This is a genomic window from Amycolatopsis sp. GM8 (genome assembly GCF_021653975.1).
Lineage (GTDB): Bacteria > Actinomycetota > Actinomycetes > Mycobacteriales > Pseudonocardiaceae > Amycolatopsis_E.
Genome location: NZ_JAJKFK010000002.1, coordinates 177,387 through 196,467, shown reverse-complemented (window position 1 = coordinate 196,467; position 19,081 = coordinate 177,387). Strand labels below are relative to the sequence as shown.

At 67.5% G+C, this 19,081-nt stretch carries 21 protein-coding genes; 11 read left to right on the top strand and 10 right to left on the bottom strand.

Annotation, left to right across the window (positions count from 1 at the left end):
- Positions 1-5 precede the first annotated feature (5 nt).
- Together tgmB and LOZ83_RS08150 are read left to right on the top strand one after the other, a co-directional pair.
- Entirely contained in the window at positions 6-959 is a 954-nt protein-coding gene (gene tgmB, locus LOZ83_RS08155) for an ATP-grasp ribosomal peptide maturase (RefSeq protein WP_236789644.1), read from the top strand.
- Positions 956-2,119 (top strand): methyltransferase domain-containing protein, encoded by a 1,164-nt coding sequence (locus LOZ83_RS08150; RefSeq protein ID WP_236789643.1) that lies wholly within the window; start codon positions 956-958, stop codon positions 2,117-2,119. The genes tgmB and LOZ83_RS08150 overlap by 4 nt, the downstream gene beginning before the upstream one ends.
- Before the next feature lie 52 nt (positions 2,120-2,171).
- Here the strand turns inward: LOZ83_RS08150 and LOZ83_RS08145 are convergent, their stop codons facing one another.
- From LOZ83_RS08145 to LOZ83_RS08105, 9 genes are all read right to left on the bottom strand, one after another.
- Positions 2,172-2,540 (bottom strand): hypothetical protein, encoded by a 369-nt coding sequence (locus LOZ83_RS08145; protein WP_236789642.1) that lies wholly within the window; start codon positions 2,538-2,540, stop codon positions 2,172-2,174.
- Positions 2,541-3,109: 569 nt separating this feature from the next.
- Entirely contained in the window at positions 3,110-5,269 is a 2,160-nt protein-coding gene (locus tag LOZ83_RS08140; RefSeq protein ID WP_236789641.1) for an FtsK/SpoIIIE domain-containing protein, read from the bottom strand.
- A complete protein-coding gene (locus tag LOZ83_RS08135) occupies positions 5,266-5,541 on the bottom strand; it encodes a hypothetical protein (protein ID WP_236789640.1) in 276 nt (91 codons plus the stop codon). The genes LOZ83_RS08140 and LOZ83_RS08135 overlap by 4 nt, the downstream gene beginning before the upstream one ends.
- Positions 5,528-5,770 carry a hypothetical protein gene (locus LOZ83_RS08130; protein ID WP_236789639.1) on the bottom strand — a complete coding sequence of 81 codons (243 nt, stop codon included), beginning with the start codon at positions 5,768-5,770 and terminating at the stop codon, positions 5,528-5,530. Before LOZ83_RS08130 ends, LOZ83_RS08135 begins: the two co-directional genes overlap by 14 nt.
- Complete coding sequence (locus tag LOZ83_RS08125; RefSeq protein WP_236789638.1) at positions 5,770-6,672, bottom strand: hypothetical protein; 903 nt, start codon at positions 6,670-6,672, stop codon at positions 5,770-5,772. The genes LOZ83_RS08130 and LOZ83_RS08125 overlap by 1 nt, the downstream gene beginning before the upstream one ends.
- A gap of 90 nt (positions 6,673-6,762) precedes the next feature.
- Positions 6,763-6,939, bottom strand: coding sequence for a hypothetical protein (locus LOZ83_RS08120; protein WP_236789637.1), 177 nt, complete (start codon positions 6,937-6,939; stop codon positions 6,763-6,765).
- Between the two features lie 93 nt (positions 6,940-7,032).
- On the bottom strand, positions 7,033-7,215 hold the full coding sequence (locus tag LOZ83_RS08115; protein WP_236789636.1) for a hypothetical protein: 183 nt from the start codon (positions 7,213-7,215) through the stop codon (positions 7,033-7,035).
- Complete coding sequence (locus LOZ83_RS08110) at positions 7,208-8,506, bottom strand: tyrosine-type recombinase/integrase (RefSeq protein ID WP_236789635.1); 1,299 nt, start codon at positions 8,504-8,506, stop codon at positions 7,208-7,210. The genes LOZ83_RS08115 and LOZ83_RS08110 overlap by 8 nt, the downstream gene beginning before the upstream one ends.
- Complete coding sequence (locus LOZ83_RS08105) at positions 8,506-8,709, bottom strand: hypothetical protein (protein ID WP_236789634.1); 204 nt, start codon at positions 8,707-8,709, stop codon at positions 8,506-8,508. Before LOZ83_RS08105 ends, LOZ83_RS08110 begins: the two co-directional genes overlap by 1 nt.
- An 854-nt stretch (positions 8,710-9,563) precedes the next feature.
- Here LOZ83_RS08105 and LOZ83_RS08100 point away from each other — a divergent pair.
- The 9 genes from LOZ83_RS08100 (at position 9,564) to LOZ83_RS08060 (ending at position 18,117) form a co-directional block, all read left to right on the top strand.
- Positions 9,564-10,022 carry a hypothetical protein gene (locus LOZ83_RS08100; protein ID WP_236789633.1) on the top strand — a complete coding sequence of 153 codons (459 nt, stop codon included), beginning with the start codon at positions 9,564-9,566 and terminating at the stop codon, positions 10,020-10,022.
- A gap of 268 nt (positions 10,023-10,290) precedes the next feature.
- A complete protein-coding gene (locus LOZ83_RS08095; RefSeq protein WP_236789632.1) occupies positions 10,291-11,019 on the top strand; it encodes a septum formation family protein in 729 nt (242 codons plus the stop codon).
- A gap of 116 nt (positions 11,020-11,135) precedes the next feature.
- Positions 11,136-11,876, top strand: coding sequence for a FadR/GntR family transcriptional regulator (locus LOZ83_RS08090; RefSeq protein ID WP_236789631.1), 741 nt, complete (start codon positions 11,136-11,138; stop codon positions 11,874-11,876).
- Positions 11,873-12,829, top strand: a complete 957-nt coding sequence (locus tag LOZ83_RS08085; RefSeq protein ID WP_236789630.1) for a nucleoside hydrolase — start codon at positions 11,873-11,875, stop codon at positions 12,827-12,829. The genes LOZ83_RS08090 and LOZ83_RS08085 overlap by 4 nt, the downstream gene beginning before the upstream one ends.
- Before the next feature lie 96 nt (positions 12,830-12,925).
- Positions 12,926-14,296, top strand: coding sequence for an ABC transporter substrate-binding protein (locus tag LOZ83_RS08080; protein ID WP_236789629.1), 1,371 nt, complete (start codon positions 12,926-12,928; stop codon positions 14,294-14,296).
- 17 nt (positions 14,297-14,313) lie between these two features.
- Positions 14,314-15,258 carry a carbohydrate ABC transporter permease gene (locus tag LOZ83_RS08075; protein WP_236789628.1) on the top strand — a complete coding sequence of 315 codons (945 nt, stop codon included), beginning with the start codon at positions 14,314-14,316 and terminating at the stop codon, positions 15,256-15,258.
- Between the two features lies 1 nt (position 15,259).
- Positions 15,260-16,180 (top strand): carbohydrate ABC transporter permease, encoded by a 921-nt coding sequence (locus LOZ83_RS08070; RefSeq protein WP_236789627.1) that lies wholly within the window; start codon positions 15,260-15,262, stop codon positions 16,178-16,180.
- Positions 16,181-16,228: 48 nt separating this feature from the next.
- Positions 16,229-17,209, top strand: a complete 981-nt coding sequence (locus tag LOZ83_RS08065) for a nucleoside hydrolase (protein ID WP_236789626.1) — start codon at positions 16,229-16,231, stop codon at positions 17,207-17,209.
- Entirely contained in the window at positions 17,206-18,117 is a 912-nt protein-coding gene (locus LOZ83_RS08060) for a ribokinase (protein ID WP_236789625.1), read from the top strand. Before LOZ83_RS08065 ends, LOZ83_RS08060 begins: the two co-directional genes overlap by 4 nt.
- Positions 18,118-18,144: 27 nt before the next feature.
- Here the strand turns inward: LOZ83_RS08060 and LOZ83_RS08055 are convergent, their stop codons facing one another.
- Positions 18,145-18,876: a FadR/GntR family transcriptional regulator gene (locus LOZ83_RS08055; RefSeq protein WP_236789624.1), complete on the bottom strand. Its 732-nt coding sequence runs from the start codon at positions 18,874-18,876 to the stop codon at positions 18,145-18,147.
- Positions 18,877-19,081 lie beyond the last annotated feature (205 nt).

The window sequence follows — 19,081 nt, the reverse complement described above, 5'->3', positions numbered from 1 at the left end:
GGCGCATGTCCGTACTCATCTTGGCCGACGAGCGCGACACGAGCGCCGATCGCATGGTGGTGGCGCTCGAGGAGCGCGGGGCTGAGGTGCACCGGATCGATACCGGTTGGTTCCCCGCGCAGCTGAGCATCTCCGCTCAGCTGCGCGGGGACTGCTGGGCCGGGCACCTTGAGACTCCACATCGGACGGTCGAACTCGAAGAGATCCACTCCGTGTGGTATCGGTCGCCGCGCGCCTACCAGTTCTCTGCTGCACTGAATGCCGCCGAGGCAGAGCACGCGAAGGTCGAAGCGCGCTACGGCTTGGGCGGCGTGCTGATGTCGCTGCCGGTGCTGTGGGTGAACCATCCCAGCCGGCTCGCGGAGTCGGCCTACAAGCCGTATCAACTCGCGGTCGCCGCGCGCTGCGGGCTCGCCGTGGCCAACACCCTCATCACGAACTCAACGTCCGCGGTGCGCGAATTCGCCTCGCAGCAGGCGACGGTCACGAAAATGCTCGGCGCGATCTCCATCATCGAGGAAGGCCAGCGGCTATTCGCGCACACGCAGCGGGTCGACGCTGACGACCTGGCCGACCTGCGCGGTGTCGAAATGACGACACACCAGTTCCAGCACTGGGCGAGCAAGGCATACGAGGCGCGCATGTTCGTCGTCGGCAGGCAGATCACGACCGCGGCGATCCACGCGCACACCGACGCGGCCTACGTCGACTGGCGGCACGGGTACGGCACGAATTCCTACGACCTCATCACCGCGCCCACGCCGGTCATCGACGGCGTGCTGCGCCTGATGGGCGAGCTGCACCTGGCGTTCGGCGCGCTGGATTTCGTCGTCGGCCCGGACGGCACGTGGACCTTCCTGGAGATCAATGCAGGCGGGCAGTACGGCTGGATCGAGGACGCCACCGGCGCACCGATCACCGACCAACTCGCCGACCTTCTTGCGAAAGGTGTCCTGTGAACACTACGACCACGCAACCCGGCTGGGCGCACCACGCACGAGACCTCGCAGCGCTGCTGCGCGACCGTGGCGATCTCGTCTCGCCCGAGTGGGTCGACGCCTTCGCCGCAGTGCCGCGGCATGTGTTCGTGCCGACCGTGTTCGAGCAGGACGCAGGCGGGGTGTGGCGCGAGTGGGCCGCGGCAGACGACTGGGAGCGGGTGTATTCCACGCGCACGCTGGTGACCGCCCTCGGCGACGGGGGCGGCTACCCCGAACCGGTGTCGTCGAGCACGAACCCCGAACTCATGGCGCGGATGCTCGAAACCCTCGACGTCCGCGACGGGCACCGCGTGCTGGAGATCGGCACCGGCACCGGCTACAACGCCGCGCTGATGTCGCACCGCCTCGGCGACCGGAATGTCTACTCTGTCGATGTCGATGACCGCCTGGTTGAGCTGGCGCGTGATCGGCTCGCCGAGGCCGGCTACACACCCACCGTGGTCGCGGTCGATGGCGAGGACGGGCTGTCCGAGCATGGCCCGTACGACCGCATCATCGCCACGTGCGCGGTCCCATCGGTTCCGCGTGCGTGGGCCGACCAGCTCGCGCCTGGTGGCGAGGTGCTCGTCGACCTGAAACTCGCGACCAGCGCGGGCAACCTTGTGCACCTGCATCGCACCGCCGACGGCGGCCTTGAGGGCCGGTTCCTTCCCCGCATGGCGACATTCATGCTCATGCGCCATCTGCACGCGACCGCCGCACCGCAGGCCGCCGCGGCCGTAGTCGGTGCTCGGCGGGAGCGCACCACGATCGCGCCCGCGATGCCGTGGCAAACCGAGCCGGTGGTGTGGTTCCTCGCGCAACTGCACGGCCTGCCCGAGGGTGTGCGGCACGGCGCGATCCTGGACCCGGGCACCCGGCAGCCCGTCGCGGCCACGCTGAGCGCCCCGGACGGCTCCCGGGCGCGGATCGACCTCGCCAACAACACGGTGACCGAGACCGGAGGCACTGCCCTCTGGGAGCCGGTCGAGGCCGCCTACGCGCGGTGGGTCGACGCCGGCCGCCCGGGATGGGATCGGCTCGGCGTCACCGTTGCTTCTGATGGCGTCAACCGGGTGTGGCTCGACGACCCGGCTATTGGCCATGCGTGGCCCTGGAGCCGTAGCGGTAGGCACTGATTGATCGGCTGCTGCGCGACCATGCTGGGTAGGGCGCGCGGCAGCCGGACGATCACTCGTCGTAGGTGTCCCACGTGCCCGGCCGGGCATAATGTCCCTTCAGTTCGGGCTCGTGAGCGATCCGGAGACCGGCCATGATGTAGCCGTCCTTGTGGCCCGAGCGGGTCTTGGTCCGGACACCGGCAGCGTCGGCGAACTCGTACGGGTCGAAGTTCGGATCCTGGTAGCCGAGCACCTGCGCGACGACCCACATGACGTTCGTGCGAATCCTGTCGGTCTCCTCTGGCGACATCTGCGGGACATCGTTGGGCAGGTCGTGCTCGCGCTGGTGGCCCGCGCGGTCGAGGCGGTAGGGCGCATCCGACCAGTCGTGCTGATGGATCTCGGCGGCGAACTGCGGGGCGAGACGACTGAGTGCCATGACGGAACCTCCACAGTGAGGGGGACGACTGTGGCCTGGACGACCACCGGACAGTTGCGCCGTCGCAGGTCACGCGCGGTCCGTTAACGCTGGTGGCGGCTGATCACCGGGTCGTGTGGAGCTGCGTTGCAACTCCGTCACGCGGCCAGCGCCGCTGGAGATCGCGCTTTACAGGAGACAGCCAAACAGGACCCGTTCACGGGTGCCGCCGCAGCGCCCGCACCGCCGCCACGCGCGCCCGGCGGCGAGCGCCTGCTGTCCGCTGCCGCGGCAGCTCGAGCACGAGCGGAGTGGCCACATGATGCAGGCGACGGTGTAAGCCGCGAGCGCGGCCAGGGCGATGAGCACGAGCGAGGTTATGGGGTGCTCCAGGGGTTGGGAAGGGTGCGGCTGGCCGTGCTGGGGCCGAGTGATTCGGCGAGTGACCCGCCGGGTGGGGAGTGGAAATCCACTCGGCGGCTCACTCGTCCGATCCACTCGGTTTGACCTGCGAAAACACCAGAAAGTGGGTCAAGCAAGTCGAACGGGCGGGCCCCGGAACACCATCTGCGGGCGGTGTTCCAGGGTTCCTACTGGTCGTCCACTTCGCGCTCGGCGAGGGCGTGGCGGACTCGTGCGGCGCGCACGACCGTGTAGCCGTCCTTCGCCCCGCGCTTCACGCCGAGGCCCTCCAGTTGCCCGGCGAGTCGCTCGCCGGTGAGCGACTGATAGCCCTGCCAGCGAGGCGCCAGCTCGCGCAGCCGGGCCGCCACATCGGTCGCTCGGGGTGCGTCGTCGCCGCCGAGCGCCGCGGCCACGTCGGCGAGTAGGTCCCGTGTGACCGCCGCCGGTGCCGCGGTGGCGCTGATGCCCGCGTCTTCCCCCAGCGCGAGGGCGCGCTCGACGACGGGCGTGATTTCGTCGACGCCCTTCTCTTTCCGCACGTAGAACGCCCGGATCAGGCCGGGCGTCTTGGCGAACCCGGCGGCCATCGCGGTGCCGACGTCCTCGCCCGCGACCAGCGTCGTCGCGGAGTAGCCGCGCTTGTGCATCCCGGTGCCCAGGATCGCGTCGTTGCCCTGGTGGTCGTTGATCGCGAACGCGACCCGGTGCGAGGCGGTCTTGGAGATCCCGCGCGGCAGGCTCGCGGCGTCGGCGTCCGGAGTGATCCACAGCAGCGTGATCCCGGTCTTGCGCGCCTTCTTGGTCACCTTGAGCGCAAGTTCCTTGGCTTCCTCGCCATGCTTCTTGTGCGTGAACAGCTCGTGCACCTCGTCGAACACCACGACGCGCGGGCGCATCCGCGGGTCCCGCGCGGCGATCTCACGGGTGAGCTTGGCTTCCTCACCGCCCAGCTCTTCGAGGATCCGGCCGCGCTCGGACACCTCGCTGACCAGGCCGCGCAGCGTCTCCATAGCGGCCTCGATGTGTTCCTCCTCGTCACCCTTGACCAGGCTCGACAGTCGCGGCCGCATCGCGTCGTAGTCGACGTTGTAGGCCAGCACGTGCACCGCGATGTCGACCAGCGGGTCCAGCATCGCGCCCAGCAGCAAGCAGATGACCAGAGAGGACTTGCCCGAGCCCATGATTCCGGCGATCAGGTAGTTCGCGGCCATGAGCCGTCCGATGATCTGGTCGCCACGCGCGTCGACCGCGACCGGGACGCCCTTGAAGTAGTCGCACTCGCCCTCGGTCAGCAACGGCCACGGCGCGACCTGCTCGGTGAGAATGCCCTGGTCAGCGACCCAAAGGTCCAGCACGCCGGGCTGTTCCTTGGGCTCGGTCGGCCAGACTTCGACGGGCTTGCGCAGCAGGTTATGGGCGAGCACGTTCTTGCGCTTGGCGATCTCCTCCACCGGCACGGCACGGGGCAGCAGCAGCTGTGTGTGATAGCCGCGCCCCACCCGGGTTGTCGCCGACACCCACCGCGGACTCCACCCTTCCTTGAAGGCATTGTTCAGTGGCCCGTACCCCAGCGCCCGCAGCGCGGCCACGATCGCGCCCTCGTCCGGCACGACATCGCGGCCCCGGCCTGGTTCGGTGTCGGCCGGTGCCGCCCAGGCCGGGAGCGTCGAGTGGTGCTTGCCCAGCCACCGCAGGGCCGCGATTGAGATGACCCCGGCGGCGGTGAGCAGCAGGAAACCCCAGGTGACCACGAGCCAGTACGTCCAGGTGATCGCGTCGATCGCGCCCTTGATCGGGGCCAGGACTATGTCCACGTCGCCTTGGGCCACCGCGAGGACCAAGCCGAGCACGAGCAGAAGGCCGGCCACGACAGCGACACTGACCGCCAGTGTCGTGACCAGGGCTTTTGGGCCTTTCGTCAGCAGTTCCATGCGCCGGCGGTGCCGGTGCTCACGCGCCTGCTCGGCGCGTGCCTGAATCTCCAGATAGAGGGCGGTGTCTCCGGCGGCGCGAGCCTCCCTCATGTCCCGCTGGAGTCCGGCGTTCGTCTTGGCCTGCCACACCCGGCTCACCGCTACAACCGCGCCCCGGCCCAGGTAGTACACCTCGCGGCCCAGTACGCGACCCGCCGTCTTCGTGCGGTCGTGGCCGGCGACGGTCTTCACACCGCGGTAGACCCGCACGGCGTCCGCCCGGTATCCGGTGAACCGGGCCGCCGCCTTGGCCCGCTGGAGCGCCGCGTACTCCTCATCGGTGACGACCTCGGCGTCGACGACCTCGGTGTCGGTCCGGGCGGGCAGATAGTGCACCCGGGCCAGCTCGTCCGGACGGCGCTCCTCGGTCATCGGGCACCGCCTCGGGTCCGGTACTCGTGCACCGCCCAGACGATGGCCACCAGCAGGGACAAACTGGCGAAACCGACCCAGACCGTCAGCGCCAGCACTAGGGGTGCCAGCACGCCGACCACTTCGGCGAGATGCCATCCGACCCAGGTGGTCGCCCGGCTGGTCCGGGTCACCACCTGGCGGTCCGGACGGACGGTCGGCACGGACGCCCGGTCAGGCTGTTCGTACCGGTCGGGCTCCTGCGGCGGGACGTCGCGGTCAGCCGTGGACACGGTGGTTCTCCTCCCCACATGAGGCGTAGAAGTTGTTGACGGGCGAGGCCGGCGGACTCGCCTGGCGGGTCGCGTACCGGTCGAGCCGGCGCAGGAACACCTCGATCACCCGCGCCAACAGCACCAGCGGGATCCGCACCAGGTGCAGCAGCAGAAACAGGCCGATGACCAGGGCGAACCTGATCAGCGCCAGCGTGCCGAGCCGGTTGACGACGTCGAATATGGACATCACCGCTCTCCTCCTTCGGTGGGCCCGGTCGCGCTGCCCGCGGTGACCGGCCGCCGCTCCTCGCCGGCGAGCCGTTCGAGCAGACGGCTGGCCCGTCCGGAGCCGACTCCGAGCGCGTTCTGCACCGCCGTCCGGGACGGCAAGTCCGCACCCTCCGCGACGGGCATCGCGCGCAGCTGCGACATGAGCTCGTCATCGGTCCGGTCGGGCTGCCCGGTCGGCTTCACCGGGCCCGACCGGGCGGTCGTGGTCCGTCGCTGCGGTCGGGGCTTCGCGGCCACAACCGGTCGGGCCTCGACAGGGGCGTCCGGACGAGCCGCGGTCGGCTCCTCCGCCCAACGCTCCGTGCCCTCGCTGCGGGCCGAGTCCGCGTCGTCCGGGCGGGGCGAGATGGACTCCTGTGAACCGGGTTCGGCGGTCGGCGAGGGCGGCGTCGATGATCGAGCGGCGCGCTCATGGGCGAGCAGGGCGAACCCGGTCACCACCATCAGGCCGTCGATCGCCAGCGGCCCGACAGCGGCACCGAGCGGACTGTAGCCCCAGGACACCAGGATCGACCGGATGTGCCCATAGGAGATCACCGCGGAGAAGAGGGCGACGGCTCCGACGCCGCCGTACCGCGCGATGACCCAACCAACCCCGCTGGGCCACTGGATGCGGGCGAGGGCCTCGACGGCGAGCAGCAGCGCGATGGGCCACGCGGCCGCCCACACCTGGGCCCACCCCGACGGGGTCCAGTCGACTGGCGCGCCGGGCGGCGGGATGCGAGAGGCCAGCCAGTTACCGTCGACGGAGACGAGGCTGCCGAAGATGAATCCCAGCCACGCGACGATCCGACCGCCGATGGGTTCGGTGCGCGTTGTCGGCTGGTGTGAGCGCTCAGCGGCGCTACGGTCCTGCATGGGTCCACTCCTGTGGTGGATCAAGGCTCCCGGCTGGCGGTAGGGTCGCCAGCCGGGGGCCGTCTGTGTGTTGCTGTGAGCGCGGTTGAGCTACCGGTTGTTGTCGTTCTGGTTGGGCGGCTCCATGCCTCGCACCTGGTAGTAGGCGCTCTGCTCCTCGCGGGCGCGATCCTGTGCGGCGGTCACGATCCCGGAGAACATGCGCTTACCCAGGCCTTTGTCGAGATCCTGGTTCCGGTCCTTGCTGTTGTCTCGTTTCTTGGTCACGTTGCTCCCGCTCCTTTGTTGTGTGGCGAGCCGGTCGGCTCCCCCAACACCCGGTCACGCGGGTCGGTGGCCGGGTGCTCGGAGGTCGGCCGGTCAGGTGCCGTCGGCTGCGGAGCGGCTGCGCCGGATCAGGTCGGCGATCGCCTCGACGATGTGCGGTTCCCAGCCCGCTAGCCACATCAGGGCCCGCCGCTCGGTGTCCGACAGCGCCAGGCCGCCGCACGCGTCGAGCAGCGTCGCGTACCGGTCCTTCTGCCACTGCGGGAGTTCAGGCACGGGAAGCCACCTCCTCCTGTGCGGGCCCAGGCGGCTGTATCGCGACGAGATCGCCGGCGGGGAAGTCGCCCGGCCCGCCGAACATGCCCTCCAGCGCACTCACCGACTTTGTGTTCGACGCCCGCCGGCCGCGGTAGTGGAACTCCACCACATCCGGGGTGTTGCCGAGCTGGTCGGCGATCTCGTTGTTGGACAGACCCGCCTCGTCGAGCACTTGGCCTACGGTCTTGCGCCACACGTGCGAGGTGACCCGCTCGAAGCCGGAATCGTTCAGCCCGGCCCGGATCTTCTTGAACATGTTCGACGGGTCCAACCACCCGCCGTTGACAGACGGGAAGAGCGGGCCGCCACCGGAGGCGAGTTTCCTCCGACGCCACATCGGTACAGACCACTGCGGAACGATCAGCAGCAGCTCGTCCGAGCCCTTCCCGTTTCCCTTGCGCCCTTCCAACCGGACGAGCCCAACACCCTTCTCACGGACCAGATGATGTCCGATGTGGACCGTCGGGCCTGCCGTGTCGACGTCGTCACCCGTGAGCGCGAGCAGTTCACCGAGCCGCGCACCCGTCGAGAGCATGGCCTCCATGACGTCGGGCAGTTGCAGCCACACCTGGGCGCGGGCACCGAGCGACCGGCCCATCGTGTCGACCTGCTTCTCGCGCACATAGACCACGAGCTTCGCCATCAGGTCGCGACGCTGTGGCAGCGTCATCCCCTTGACCTTCCGGGGCGAGTCCCGGGTCAGCCGCCTCGCCGACTTCGCCGGGTTGACCGGCATCGCCCCCATACGCACCGCGTAGCCGCACACGTTGAGCAGCACCGTGCGCACGCTCGCCGCCGTGTCGTACGACTTGCCGCGCGCCTTCTGCAGCAACCGGTCGCAGGCACCCGCGTTGACCTCCCGCGCCTGCAGTTCACCGAGCGCCGGCTTGATCCAGTTGCGGACGTAACCCCCGTAGGTCTCGGGAGTCGTCGGCGACTTCCCCGCGAGCTTGTGCTCGTGGGTGAACTCGGCCAGCCACAGGTCGCAGATCCGCGCGAGCCGCGTGTCGCCGGTGATGTCGCCGCCGCTGCACTCATCCGCGAGTAGCGTCAGGCGCTCCTTGAGCCGGTTGACGGCAGCCGTCTTCGTGGCGGCGCTGCGCATCACGTCTTTCGACGCGCCGTCGTTCATTCGGAAGGCCGCGCGCGCCTCCCACACCACGTACTCGGTGTCGTCCGCCTTCGCGCGCGTGACCTTCTTCGTGTGAATGTTGCCGTAGTGCCCGATCGGCGTCGGTGGGCGTCCCATCAGGCAGCGACCTCCGCTCCGAGTGCGAACTGCATGGCTGTCAGCAGACGGTCGGCGATGGCCCCGAGGTCCTCGCGCCCGTCGACGATCTCCTCGCGCTTCAGCTCGCCGTACAGGGCGCAGCACGCCTCGAGCAACGTCTCGAACTTCGCTCGGGCCCGCCGTGCTTCTGCGCGGTCGTTGTGACGGGTCTCGGAGTTCATCGGGTGCCTCCCCGCAGAACGTGAAGCGCCGGTCGGCCGTCTGGGCGGGTCGGCCACGGCGCGGCAGCCGCGGTCGCGCGGGCGGGGCGTGTCTCGGCCTCGAGGATGTCGAGCGACAGCTCGAGGGTGCGCACACGGGTCCGCAACTCACGAACCTCTCTCCGGACCTTCAGGGATGGAATGATGCTCATCGGGTCGACTCCTTCTCAGTCGATCAAGGCCCTGGCCGGCGTTGCAGTCGCCGCGTCAGGGCCGCCTTGTTATGCCGGGTCCTGTATGCGGGCACGGCTGATTCCCGCGTCTCGGATGAGTACGCGGGTGTTCGTCGGGGTGGGGTACTTCGGTGCCATGTTCGGTGCCACCCGGTCTATCCCGGGGTATACCGAGCTATCCAACGAGACCCGTGCAGAAGCTAGCTGGCCAGCCATTTTGAACTTGGCTGTACCGAATGAGCCTGAGTCGTCCCTAACTTGGTGGAACTGTAAATCAGACGGCTCAGCCTACGGGGGTTCGAATCCCTCACCCGCCACACCAGGGCAAACGCCCCCGTGACCTGCGAAGACAGGCCACGGGGGTGATTTTGTCTGGGGCGATTCGTGGCTGACCGGCATTTCGCCCACTTGGCCACCCGTCGCCGCGCAGCCACGCCGAGACGCGTGCGTGCCGCAAGTGTCAGCGCACGGCGAGCAGGCCCAGCCAGCGCCGCCGGACGCGGGATCACCTTCGGCGCCGAAATGCTCGGCGGCCATCTGTCAACTTCTCCTTCGGGGCAAGCTTTGAGTAGATGTAGCCGTCCAATTCTGGGTCAAATGGCTCTCGGCATCCTGTAGAGATCGCACAGTAGTATGATCACTATGAAGGTTGTCGACCCCCGAAAGATATACTGGACCGTCGTTTCTCAACATTTGCCGCTCCCGGATGGTTACGGCGAAATTGTGGACCAATGGCGCCAACTTGCGGGCCGGGTGAATTCTGCGCTAACCAATGCAGGGATTCCCAGTCGCATCCTCGCTCCTCAAGATCCGCCATGGGGCATCCCTGGCGTGCTGATAATGATCAATACAGACAATCCGTTTGGAGTAACTATCGGCTGGGCGGTTGGCATCGATTTTGATAGCGCATACATACCTGAAGACGCCACCGAAGAAAGACGAATGGTCGCTCTTCGCTATCGCGTCGACATCAAGACCGTCATGAAGCAAGCCGTGTTCGACATTCTGCTCACGGCAGGGTTCGCCATAACGAAAGACCATGACGAAGGCGATAGCTACCACTACCGCGTTCTGGCGGCTCCCGGCGACTACCCCTCATAATTTACGCCTGGCGCCGCGACAGGTCTGGGGGAGTGGCTGTTGAACGCCGCATGACGATCTGGTTAGCGATCGGTCCTGGGGGTCGCGAGGGGGTATGTCCGTGATGGGCCTGTGTTTACTGTTTGAGTATGGGGAAATCTGCGGGGCGGGACGACAACGAAGGCCCTGCGTTGCCGAACTTCGACGACGCTTGGGTGGAGGCTGCGAAGCGCTCCGAGCGCAACACGCGGCGCTACAAGACGCCGCCGGCGGAGAATGGCCCTACGGCGTGGCGGACCTGGGCGCCACCGGAGCAGGAAGAACCCGCTGCCGGCCGGTATTCGCTGCCGCCGCGGCGCAGGCCGCGTCGGGTCTGGGTGGCGTTCTCATTCTTGCCTTGGCTGTGACCGCGATCCGTGTGTTGGTACCGCAGATCTCAACGGCGGGCGATGGCGCCAACGACGTGAAGACTCCCATCGCGAGCGCTCCGATCGCGCCCCCGAGTGGCGGCAACGCGCCCGCCGCACCGCCCCCGATCACGTCCGCCCCGCGGCCGATTGCACCTGCCCCGATCGCACCTGCCCCGATCACCTCGGCGGTAAAGCGGCTGCCGTGGGCAGCGGCCGCAACGCTGCCATCCGCTGGTCCTGACGCCACCAGTGCCGACGTGTTCGCCACGGTCAAGGTCGGGACATGCCTGGCCGTGACACCGAATCTGCGCTCGATCATCATCGTGCCGTGCTCAGGTCCGCACTCGGCCGAGGTCACCCTCGTGCGCGGCTTGACGGATCTGTTCGCGACCACGCCGACGATCGAGCAGATTCGGGCGCTCGACGACCAACTCTGCCCGTCCGCCGCGCAGGCGTGGACCGGCGGCACCGATAGCCGGTACACGTCCGGGTACAGCTGGCAGTACGAGAACACTGGCCCCGGGAATCTCGTCCGCTCATTTGCATGCACCGTGATGCTCGGCGGACGCAACCCGTTCACGGGAACGCTGCGACACGCAGGCGCCTGACAGAACAAGCCACCTGCTGCGCGCTCAGAGATTTTCAAACCAAGCGGTAGATATGGCCCAGTCCAGCGACGACGCGAGTCTTGACGCGTCAGGGAGCGGACGTCTAACTTCAAGCCGTGCAGAAGTCTGACCACTCGCGGAATGGTGGGCGGCGCCGGTATCTGGCGGTCGCCCAGGATCTGCTGACCGCGATCGCGAGTGGTCGCTACGAGGTGGGGGCGCGGCTACCTGCCCATACGGAGATCGCGGCGCGGGCCGGTGTGTCGCGGGCTACCGCGCGCGAGGCGTTCTTGGCGCTGGAACTGATCGGCGCCATCGAGGTGCGCCACGGCGATGGCACGTTCGTGCGCGGGCCGGCGGCTCGTGCGGCCGGTACCACCGGATCACCGTTCGACCTGCCGCCGAGGGAGCTGATCGAGACCCGCCTGCACATCGAGCCGGTGGTGGCGACGCTGGCCGCGGCGCGGATGAGTGACGAGCAGATCGCGATCTTGCGCCGGCACACCGACGAGCAGGCGGAGCTCGTCAACGACGCCGAGCATGTGGCGCGGTTCGTGGCGCTGGGTCTGGAGTTCCACGCCGACCTCGCGACCTACTGCGGGAACCACCTGCTGGCGGACATCGTCTCCCAGCTGGTCAACATCGAGCGGCATCCACTGTGGGCGCTGGTCAATCAGCAGGGGCTACCGAACCCGGCCTCGCGCCAGAGTCACATCGACGAGCACCGCGCGATCCTGGACGCCATCGAGAACGGCAATGCCAGCGCGGCCGCCGCACACATGCACGAGCACCTGGACACGATCGACCGGACGACCCTGGACATTTTCGACGATCCGGAGCAGCGGAGGGCGCGGTGACCAGACCGATCATCCTCGATGTGGACACCGGGACGGACGACGCGATCGCGATCATGATCGCCGGCCTGTCCACCGAGATCGACCTCGTCGGCTGCACCACCGTCTGGGGCAATCACGCGGTGGACCGGTGCACCGACAACACACTACGGGTGCTCGACCTCATCGAGCGGCCCGACGTTCCGGTCCACAAAGGACTGGGAAAGCCGTTCGCGCCGATCCCGTTCCAGTTCCCCGGTCACATCGACAGTGCACGGGAGATCATCCACCCCGCCGACTTCCCGGTGCCGGCGACGACGCGCGGCGCCAGCGGGCAGCACGCTGTCGAGTGGCTGGTCGAAACCCTCCGCTCCACAACGCGGCGCATCACCCTCGTCCCGGTCGCGCCGCTGACGAACATCGCGACCGCCGTCACCCTCGATCCGACGATCGTCGACGCGGTCGAGGAGATCGTCATCATGGGCGGCAGCCACGCGCTGGGCAACGTCACCCCGTCGGCCGAGGCCAACATCTGGCACGACCCGGTCGCCGCCGACGTCGTCTTCCGGGCCGGGTTCGAACGCCTGGTGCTCGTCCCCCTCGACGCCACACACCGCGCGACCGTCACCGGTGCTCAGAACGATGCGATCCGGAGAATTGGCACGCCGGCCGCTACCGCAGCCGCCGCCCTCATCCGGCAGCGAATCGATGGCTACACCAAGACACAGCAACAAGAAACGCCCGACGCCGCCCCCGTACACGACGCGTTGTGTGTGGCCTATCTGCTCGACCCCGACGTGCTGGACCTGACCCCGCTGCACGTACAGGTCGAGACCACCGGCTTCGCGTCCTATGGCCGGACCATCATCGACACCGCCCGCCGCAGCGGCGAAACAGCTAACGCATTCGTAGCCCTCGACGCCGACGCGGAACTGTTCAACACGATCCTGAGCAGATCGCTGGCACAGGCCGAATAACCAGTCCTCAGGCTCATTGGCCTCAGGGACAACGACGTCGCCTCCCCGAGTTGTCCGCGCTGCGCGCCCGCAGCACACCTCCCGAAGGAGTCAGTTATGAACACGGTCCGAACCGTCCGGCGCGGGACGCGCCCGAAACTGATGATGGCTTCAGGCGTAGCGCTCGGCGCCGCGGTAACGCTGGTTCTGGCCGGGTGCAGCAGCGGTGAAGACGTCGGCCCCAAGACGGCTGACTGCCCGGACGGTGTCATCACTCTCAGCGTCCTGCGTGCCGAAAACAACGTGCCCAATGACGCGGAGTTGAACGACTATTCCAACTCGGTCAAGGGTTGCGTCAAGTTCAAGACCCAGGACGTGCCGTTCTCGCAGCTGGCCGACAAGATCAGCGTGCTCGCGCCGACCGGCAACGCTCCCGACATCGTCGGCTATGACAGCCCGAACACCACCGACTACGCGTCCAAGGGCATTCTGCTGCCGCTGGACAAATACCTGCCCGCCGGCTGGAAGGAGGACGTACTTCCCGCCACTCTGAAAGAACAGTCGTACCAGGGCAAGGTCTATTCGATGGGCGTGCAGCAGGACGTGCTCACCATCTACTACAACAAGGACCTCACTGACGCGGCGGGCATCACCGTGCCGACGACCATCGACAAGGCGTGGACCTGGGCCCAGGCGCGCGACGCGATGGCCAAGTGCCAGAAGGGAACGCCGGGAACGCCCGACATCTACGGGCTCGCGCCGACCCAGCTCGGCGACGGCACCCCGGGCACGGTTTACGGCGACCTCGTCATGATGCGCAGCGCCGGAGACCCCAAGGCGCCGCAGGATTCGAGCGCCTACAAGACTTTCTACGCCCTTTCCCCCGACGGCAAGTCCGCCGACGGATGGCTCAATACCCCTGAAGCCGTGGACGCGGCGAAGTTCTACCAGTCGTTGTTCAACGGCCCGACCGCGGTGTCGTCAAAAACCGGGCGCCCCAACGCCTTCATCGACGGTAAAGCGTGCTTCGACATCTACGTCGGGGAGCAGGCGCTGAACCTGAAGAAGGCCAACGTCCCGTTCAAGTGGGGCAACGCGCCGATGCCGTACATCAAGACGCCGATCGTCCAGACCGGCGCTCTCACGGTCGGCGTCATGGCCAAGTCGAAGCACGCCGACGCCGCCGCCAAGGCCGTCGCCGCCATGTCCACGGCGCCCGCGGTCACCAAGTACAACCAGGACGCGATCCGGATGCCCACCCTGCAGTCGGTGTACAACTCGCTGCCCATGTTCCACGAGCCGCCGTTCGACATGGAGTACAACGAACTGCTCCAGTGGGGGCAGCCGCGACCGGTGACCTCGTCGTTCAGCCAGTACAACGACATCGTGGCCAAGGCGCTCAAGGACATCGCCTACGGCTCCGACCCGCAACAGCGACTCAACCAGGCGGTCTCGCAGCTTCAGCCCATTCTGAGCAGCGGACGCTGACGGAAACAGGACCCACGATGGCCACGATTTCAGCGAACAAGAAATCCGCGCTGGGGCGAATCGCCAAGCGGTTCGCCCCGGCCGGGGGAGGCCGTGCCCGGAGGGATTACGCGGCGGCAGCCCTCTTCCTGGCGCCCTTCGTCATCCTGGCCCTGATCTTCCAGTACGGGCCGTTGGTTCTGATGATCAGGAACAGCTTTTTCGACTACACCCTGATCAATCCCGACCTGTCCACCTTCGTCGGCTTCGACAATTTCGTGCGGATTTTCACCGACAGCGGGACCGTGCAGTCGCTCGTCGTGACGCTGCTGCTCGCCGTCGGCGTCGTTGTCGTGACGATTCCGCTCGCGTTCCTGCTGGCCGTTTTCCTCAACGGAAAGCTCCCGGCCCGTGGCGCTGTGCGCACGATGATCTTCCTGCCGGTGATCACCTCGTCCGTGGTGATCGCGACCTTGTGGACGTTCCTGCTCAACGCGAACGGTCTGGTCAATTCCGCGCTCGGCGCGGTGGGGATCAGTCCGCAACCGTTTCTGACCAGCGGCTCACAGGCGCTGCCGGCGATCATCGCGCTGACCGTGTGGCAGCAATTGGGCATGGCGACCGTGCTCTATCTCGGCGGATTGCAGGCGCTGCCCAAGGATCTGATGGAAGCGGCCAGGATCGACGGGGCGAACGGGTTCCAGCGATTCGTGCACATCACGATCCCGATGATGTCCCGGACGACGGTGCTGGTCGTGGTGGTGATCACCGTGTTCGCCCTGCAGTCCTTCGCCCCGGCTTACATCATGACCGGCGGTGCGCCCAACGGAACCACGAACACGCTCGTCTATCTCATTTACCGGACGGCGTTCACCCTGCAACAGCCCGGATATGCCTCGGCGATTTCGGTGCTGCTGCTCGTCATCGCCCTGGCGATCAGTCTCGTGCAGATGCGGTTGCTGCGGACACGATGGGACTACTGAGATGACTCTGACCACGACCGGCCCGCCGTCCACCCGGGCGGCCGGCGGGCAGCAGCGCCCCACAACCACGCAGCCGCGGCGAATCGTGCGCAGCGGTGGGCGCGTCCTGGCCACGATCGTCATCGTGCTGGTGATCATCGTTGCCTTCCTGGGCCCCTATATCTGGATGTTCGCGTCCGGCCTGAAGACCCAGAACTCCATCTTCACCGACGTGTTCCCGGTGAGCTGGAAGACGTTCATCCCGCTGCACGCCACGATCGAAAACGTCGTGGAGCTGTTCACCGAGCGCGATATCGGGCAGGCGCTGGTCAATTCCGGTCTGGTCGCCGGTGGACAGGTCCTCGGGGCACTGGTGGTCTGCTGCCCGGCCGCCTACGCGCTGACCCGGATCAAGTTTCCCGGGCGCAACATCATTTTCGCGCTCATCCTGGCCACGTTCATGCTTCCCGCGGAGGCATTGGCGCTGCCGATGTTCGAGTTGATCGGCAAGCTCGGTATCGAAGACACCCTGGTCGGGGTGGGCATTCCGTGGATCGCCAACGCGTTCGGACTGTTCCTGCTCCGTCAGGCGTTCGAGGCCGTCCCGGTCGAACTGGACGAGGCGGCGCGGCTGGACGGCGCCGGTCACTTCCGCATCTTCTGGTCGGTCGTCCTGCCCAATGTCCGCGCCGATCTCGTGACCTTCGTCTTGACGATTTTCCTGTTCTCGTGGAACGCTTTTCTCTGGCCGCTCATCGCCATCCAGAGCCCGGAGAAACAGCTCGTCCAGGTCGCCATCGCGCAATCCGTCGCGCCCGGCGAGCTGCCCAATTGGGGGCTGAGTTTCGCGGGCGCGTCCATCGCCACCATCCCGCTGCTGGTGTTGTTCATCTTCCTGCAGCGGCAACTCATCCCCGGTCTGGCCCGGTCCGGCATGAAGTGAGCCGGCCTGCCACGCACAGATTCCACCCTAGGAAGGAAATCCACCACCATGCCCCGCAAGATCATTCTCGACGTCGATCCCGGCCACGACGACGCCATCGCGATCCTGCTCGCCCATGGCAACCCGGAGATCGATCTCGTCGCGGTCACGACCGTCGCCGGCAATCAGATCCTGCCCAAGGTCACGTACAACGCGATGCGGGTCGCCACCCTGGTCGGTGCCGACGTCCCGATCGCCAGGGGCGCCGAGTTCCCGCTCGTGCGCAAGCAGACCACCGACGGCGAACTCACTGTGGGCAGTGTGCACGGCACGTCCGGTTTGGACGGTCCGGCCCTGCCCGAGCCGACTATGGAACTCGACCCGCGCCCGGCCGCGCAGTTGATCGTGGACACCGTCATGGCGGCCGAGCCGCAGGAGATCACACTCGTGCCCGTCGGCCCGCTGACCAATATCGCGCTGGCGATGCGGCTGGAGCCGAAGATCATCGGGCGGGTCCGGGAAGTCGTGCTGATGGGCGGTGCCTATACGCAGGGCAATGCGACACCTGCCGCGGAGTTCAACATCTACGCCGACCCCGAGGCCGCCTCGGCCGTGTTCTCGGCCGACTGGCAGGTCACGATGGTGGGCCTGGACCTGACGCACCAGGCCGTTGCCACGCCCGAGATCAAGGAGCGGATCCGCGCCATCGGCTCTCCACTGGCCCAGACGGTCGTGGCGTGGCTCGACTATTTCGGCGGCACCTACGACTCGGTGTACAAGCTGCCGCACCCGCCGATCCATGACGCCTGCGCGGTGGCGCGGGTGATCAACCCGGACATCCTCCACGTCGAGGACGCGTTCGTCGCCGTCGAAACGCGGGGTCAGTGGACCTACGGCGACACGGTCACCGATTTTCTCGGGGCCTTCGGCGAGCCGTTCAACACCCTCGTCGCGACGAAGCTGGACTTCGACGCGTTCTGGAACCTGATCATCGACGCGATCACCACCATCAGCGCACAGCAGTCGCAGTTGAGCAGTGTCCAAAGTTGAGTGTCGCGGTCTTCGGTTCGATCAATGAGGACCTCGTCCTGAGAGTCGCCCGGACCCCGCGACCGGGCGAAACGCTGTTGGGAACGAGCGCGTCACGCCTGCCCGGAGGTAAGGGCGCCAACCAGGCCGTCGCGGCGGCCCGGTTCGGCGCGAAGGTCGCCATGGTCGGCGCCGTCGGCGTGGACGACAGCGGGGCGCGCCAGATCGGAAACCTGAAGGCCAATGGTGTCGAGGCCACCGCCGTGACCCGGGTGCAGCGCAGCACCGGGCTGGCGGTGGTCACCGTGACCGATTCCGGCGAGAACTCGATCGTGGTCGTTCCCGGTGCCAATGGCGACGTGGCGGGTCACCATGTGGAAGCTCTTCGTTCCCTGCTGCGCCAGGGCGACATCCTGGTCGCTCAGCTGGAGCTTCCGCTGCCCGTCGTCGCCGCGGCGCTGCGTGTCGCGCGCGGTCGCGGAGCGCGCACCATCCTCAACGCAGCGCCCATTTCTGACGTCTCGGACCTGGTCGGAGCCGTCGACATCCTGGTCATCAATGAGACGGAGGCCGAGGTGCTGGCCGGCCGGTACGGTCTTGCCGCGGCGGACCCGCGGACGACGGCCACTGAGCTTGCGCGCCGGCTGGACGTCGAGGTCGTGACGACCCTCGGCGCGAATGGGGTGGTCATGGCGGGCCCGGGCGGCGATGCGGCGTGTCACGTCCCCGGGCGCGCGATCGAGGTCACCGACACCACGGGGGCGGGGGACACCTTCGTCGGCGCCTTCGCCGCCGCGCTCGCTGCCGGTGGTGACCCACGCAAAGCTCTGGGGCTGGCCAACCACGCCGCCGCCCTGGCCTGTACGGCGCCGGGTGCGCAGTCCGCCATGCCGAGCCTCGACGACCTCATTGCCGACGACGGCCGGTAGACCTGCCGCGCCGAAACACGGGCTAGGTCATTCCGCCGAACGCGCGTTTTCGGCGCTGGGGAACAAGGTTCGCTCGAGGTGGCCCAGGTGGCGGCTCATCGCGCCGCTCGCGGTTTCCGGGTGGCGCGAGCGCAGGCCGTCGAAAACGGCGCGGTGTTCGTCGACCTGGGACTGGCGGGAGCGGGCGTCCGGCATGCCCTGCTGATTGACCAAAGCCCACAGCGGGTGGTGCTCGAAGTTGACCAGCTGCCGGACGATGTCCGCCAGTTGGGAGTTGCCGCAGCCCGGCGCCAGGGTGGTGTGGAAGTCGAGGCCGAGTGCGACGAAGCGGGCGACCTTCTCACCCTTGTCGACCAGGTCCTGTTGCTCGTCGAGGATGCCCTCCAGCACAGCGAACTGCTCGTCCGGGATACGGGCGGCGGCCAGACCCGCCACGATCGGCTCGATGTGCAGGCGGCACTCGATCAGCTCACGGGGCGGGACGTCGAGCGGGGAGCTGTGCGCACCACCCACTTTCGCCGCGGAGCCGCGTAAGAAAGTGCCGTCACCATGGCGTACTTCGATCGCCCCGATGAGTTCCAGGGCCAGGAACGCCTCGCGAGCCGTAGCGCGTGACACGTTGGCCTGCGTCGCGATTTCGGAGTGCGCCGGCAGCCGGTCTCCCGGGCTGTACTCACCGTTGTTGAAGGCGGTGAGCAAGTTCTGTGCGATGTCCAGATACCGGCGACGGCTACCCGAACCCCCCTCAGCTGTCTTCACAACAAAAAGGTAGTCCGGTTGCCGTGCGGGCGCACACGGCGGCCACCTCCACAGTGGGCAGGAACACCGTCCGGCCCGCCGCGCCATCGCCCGGCAGCGGCGAACCAGCGACGTACCAGTGACCGGGATGACGCCCCGGGCAGGCCGCGCCACCGCGCTTACGGTTTCTGCACGCAAGGCCCCGGCAGCCCGCCGGTTGGCAAGA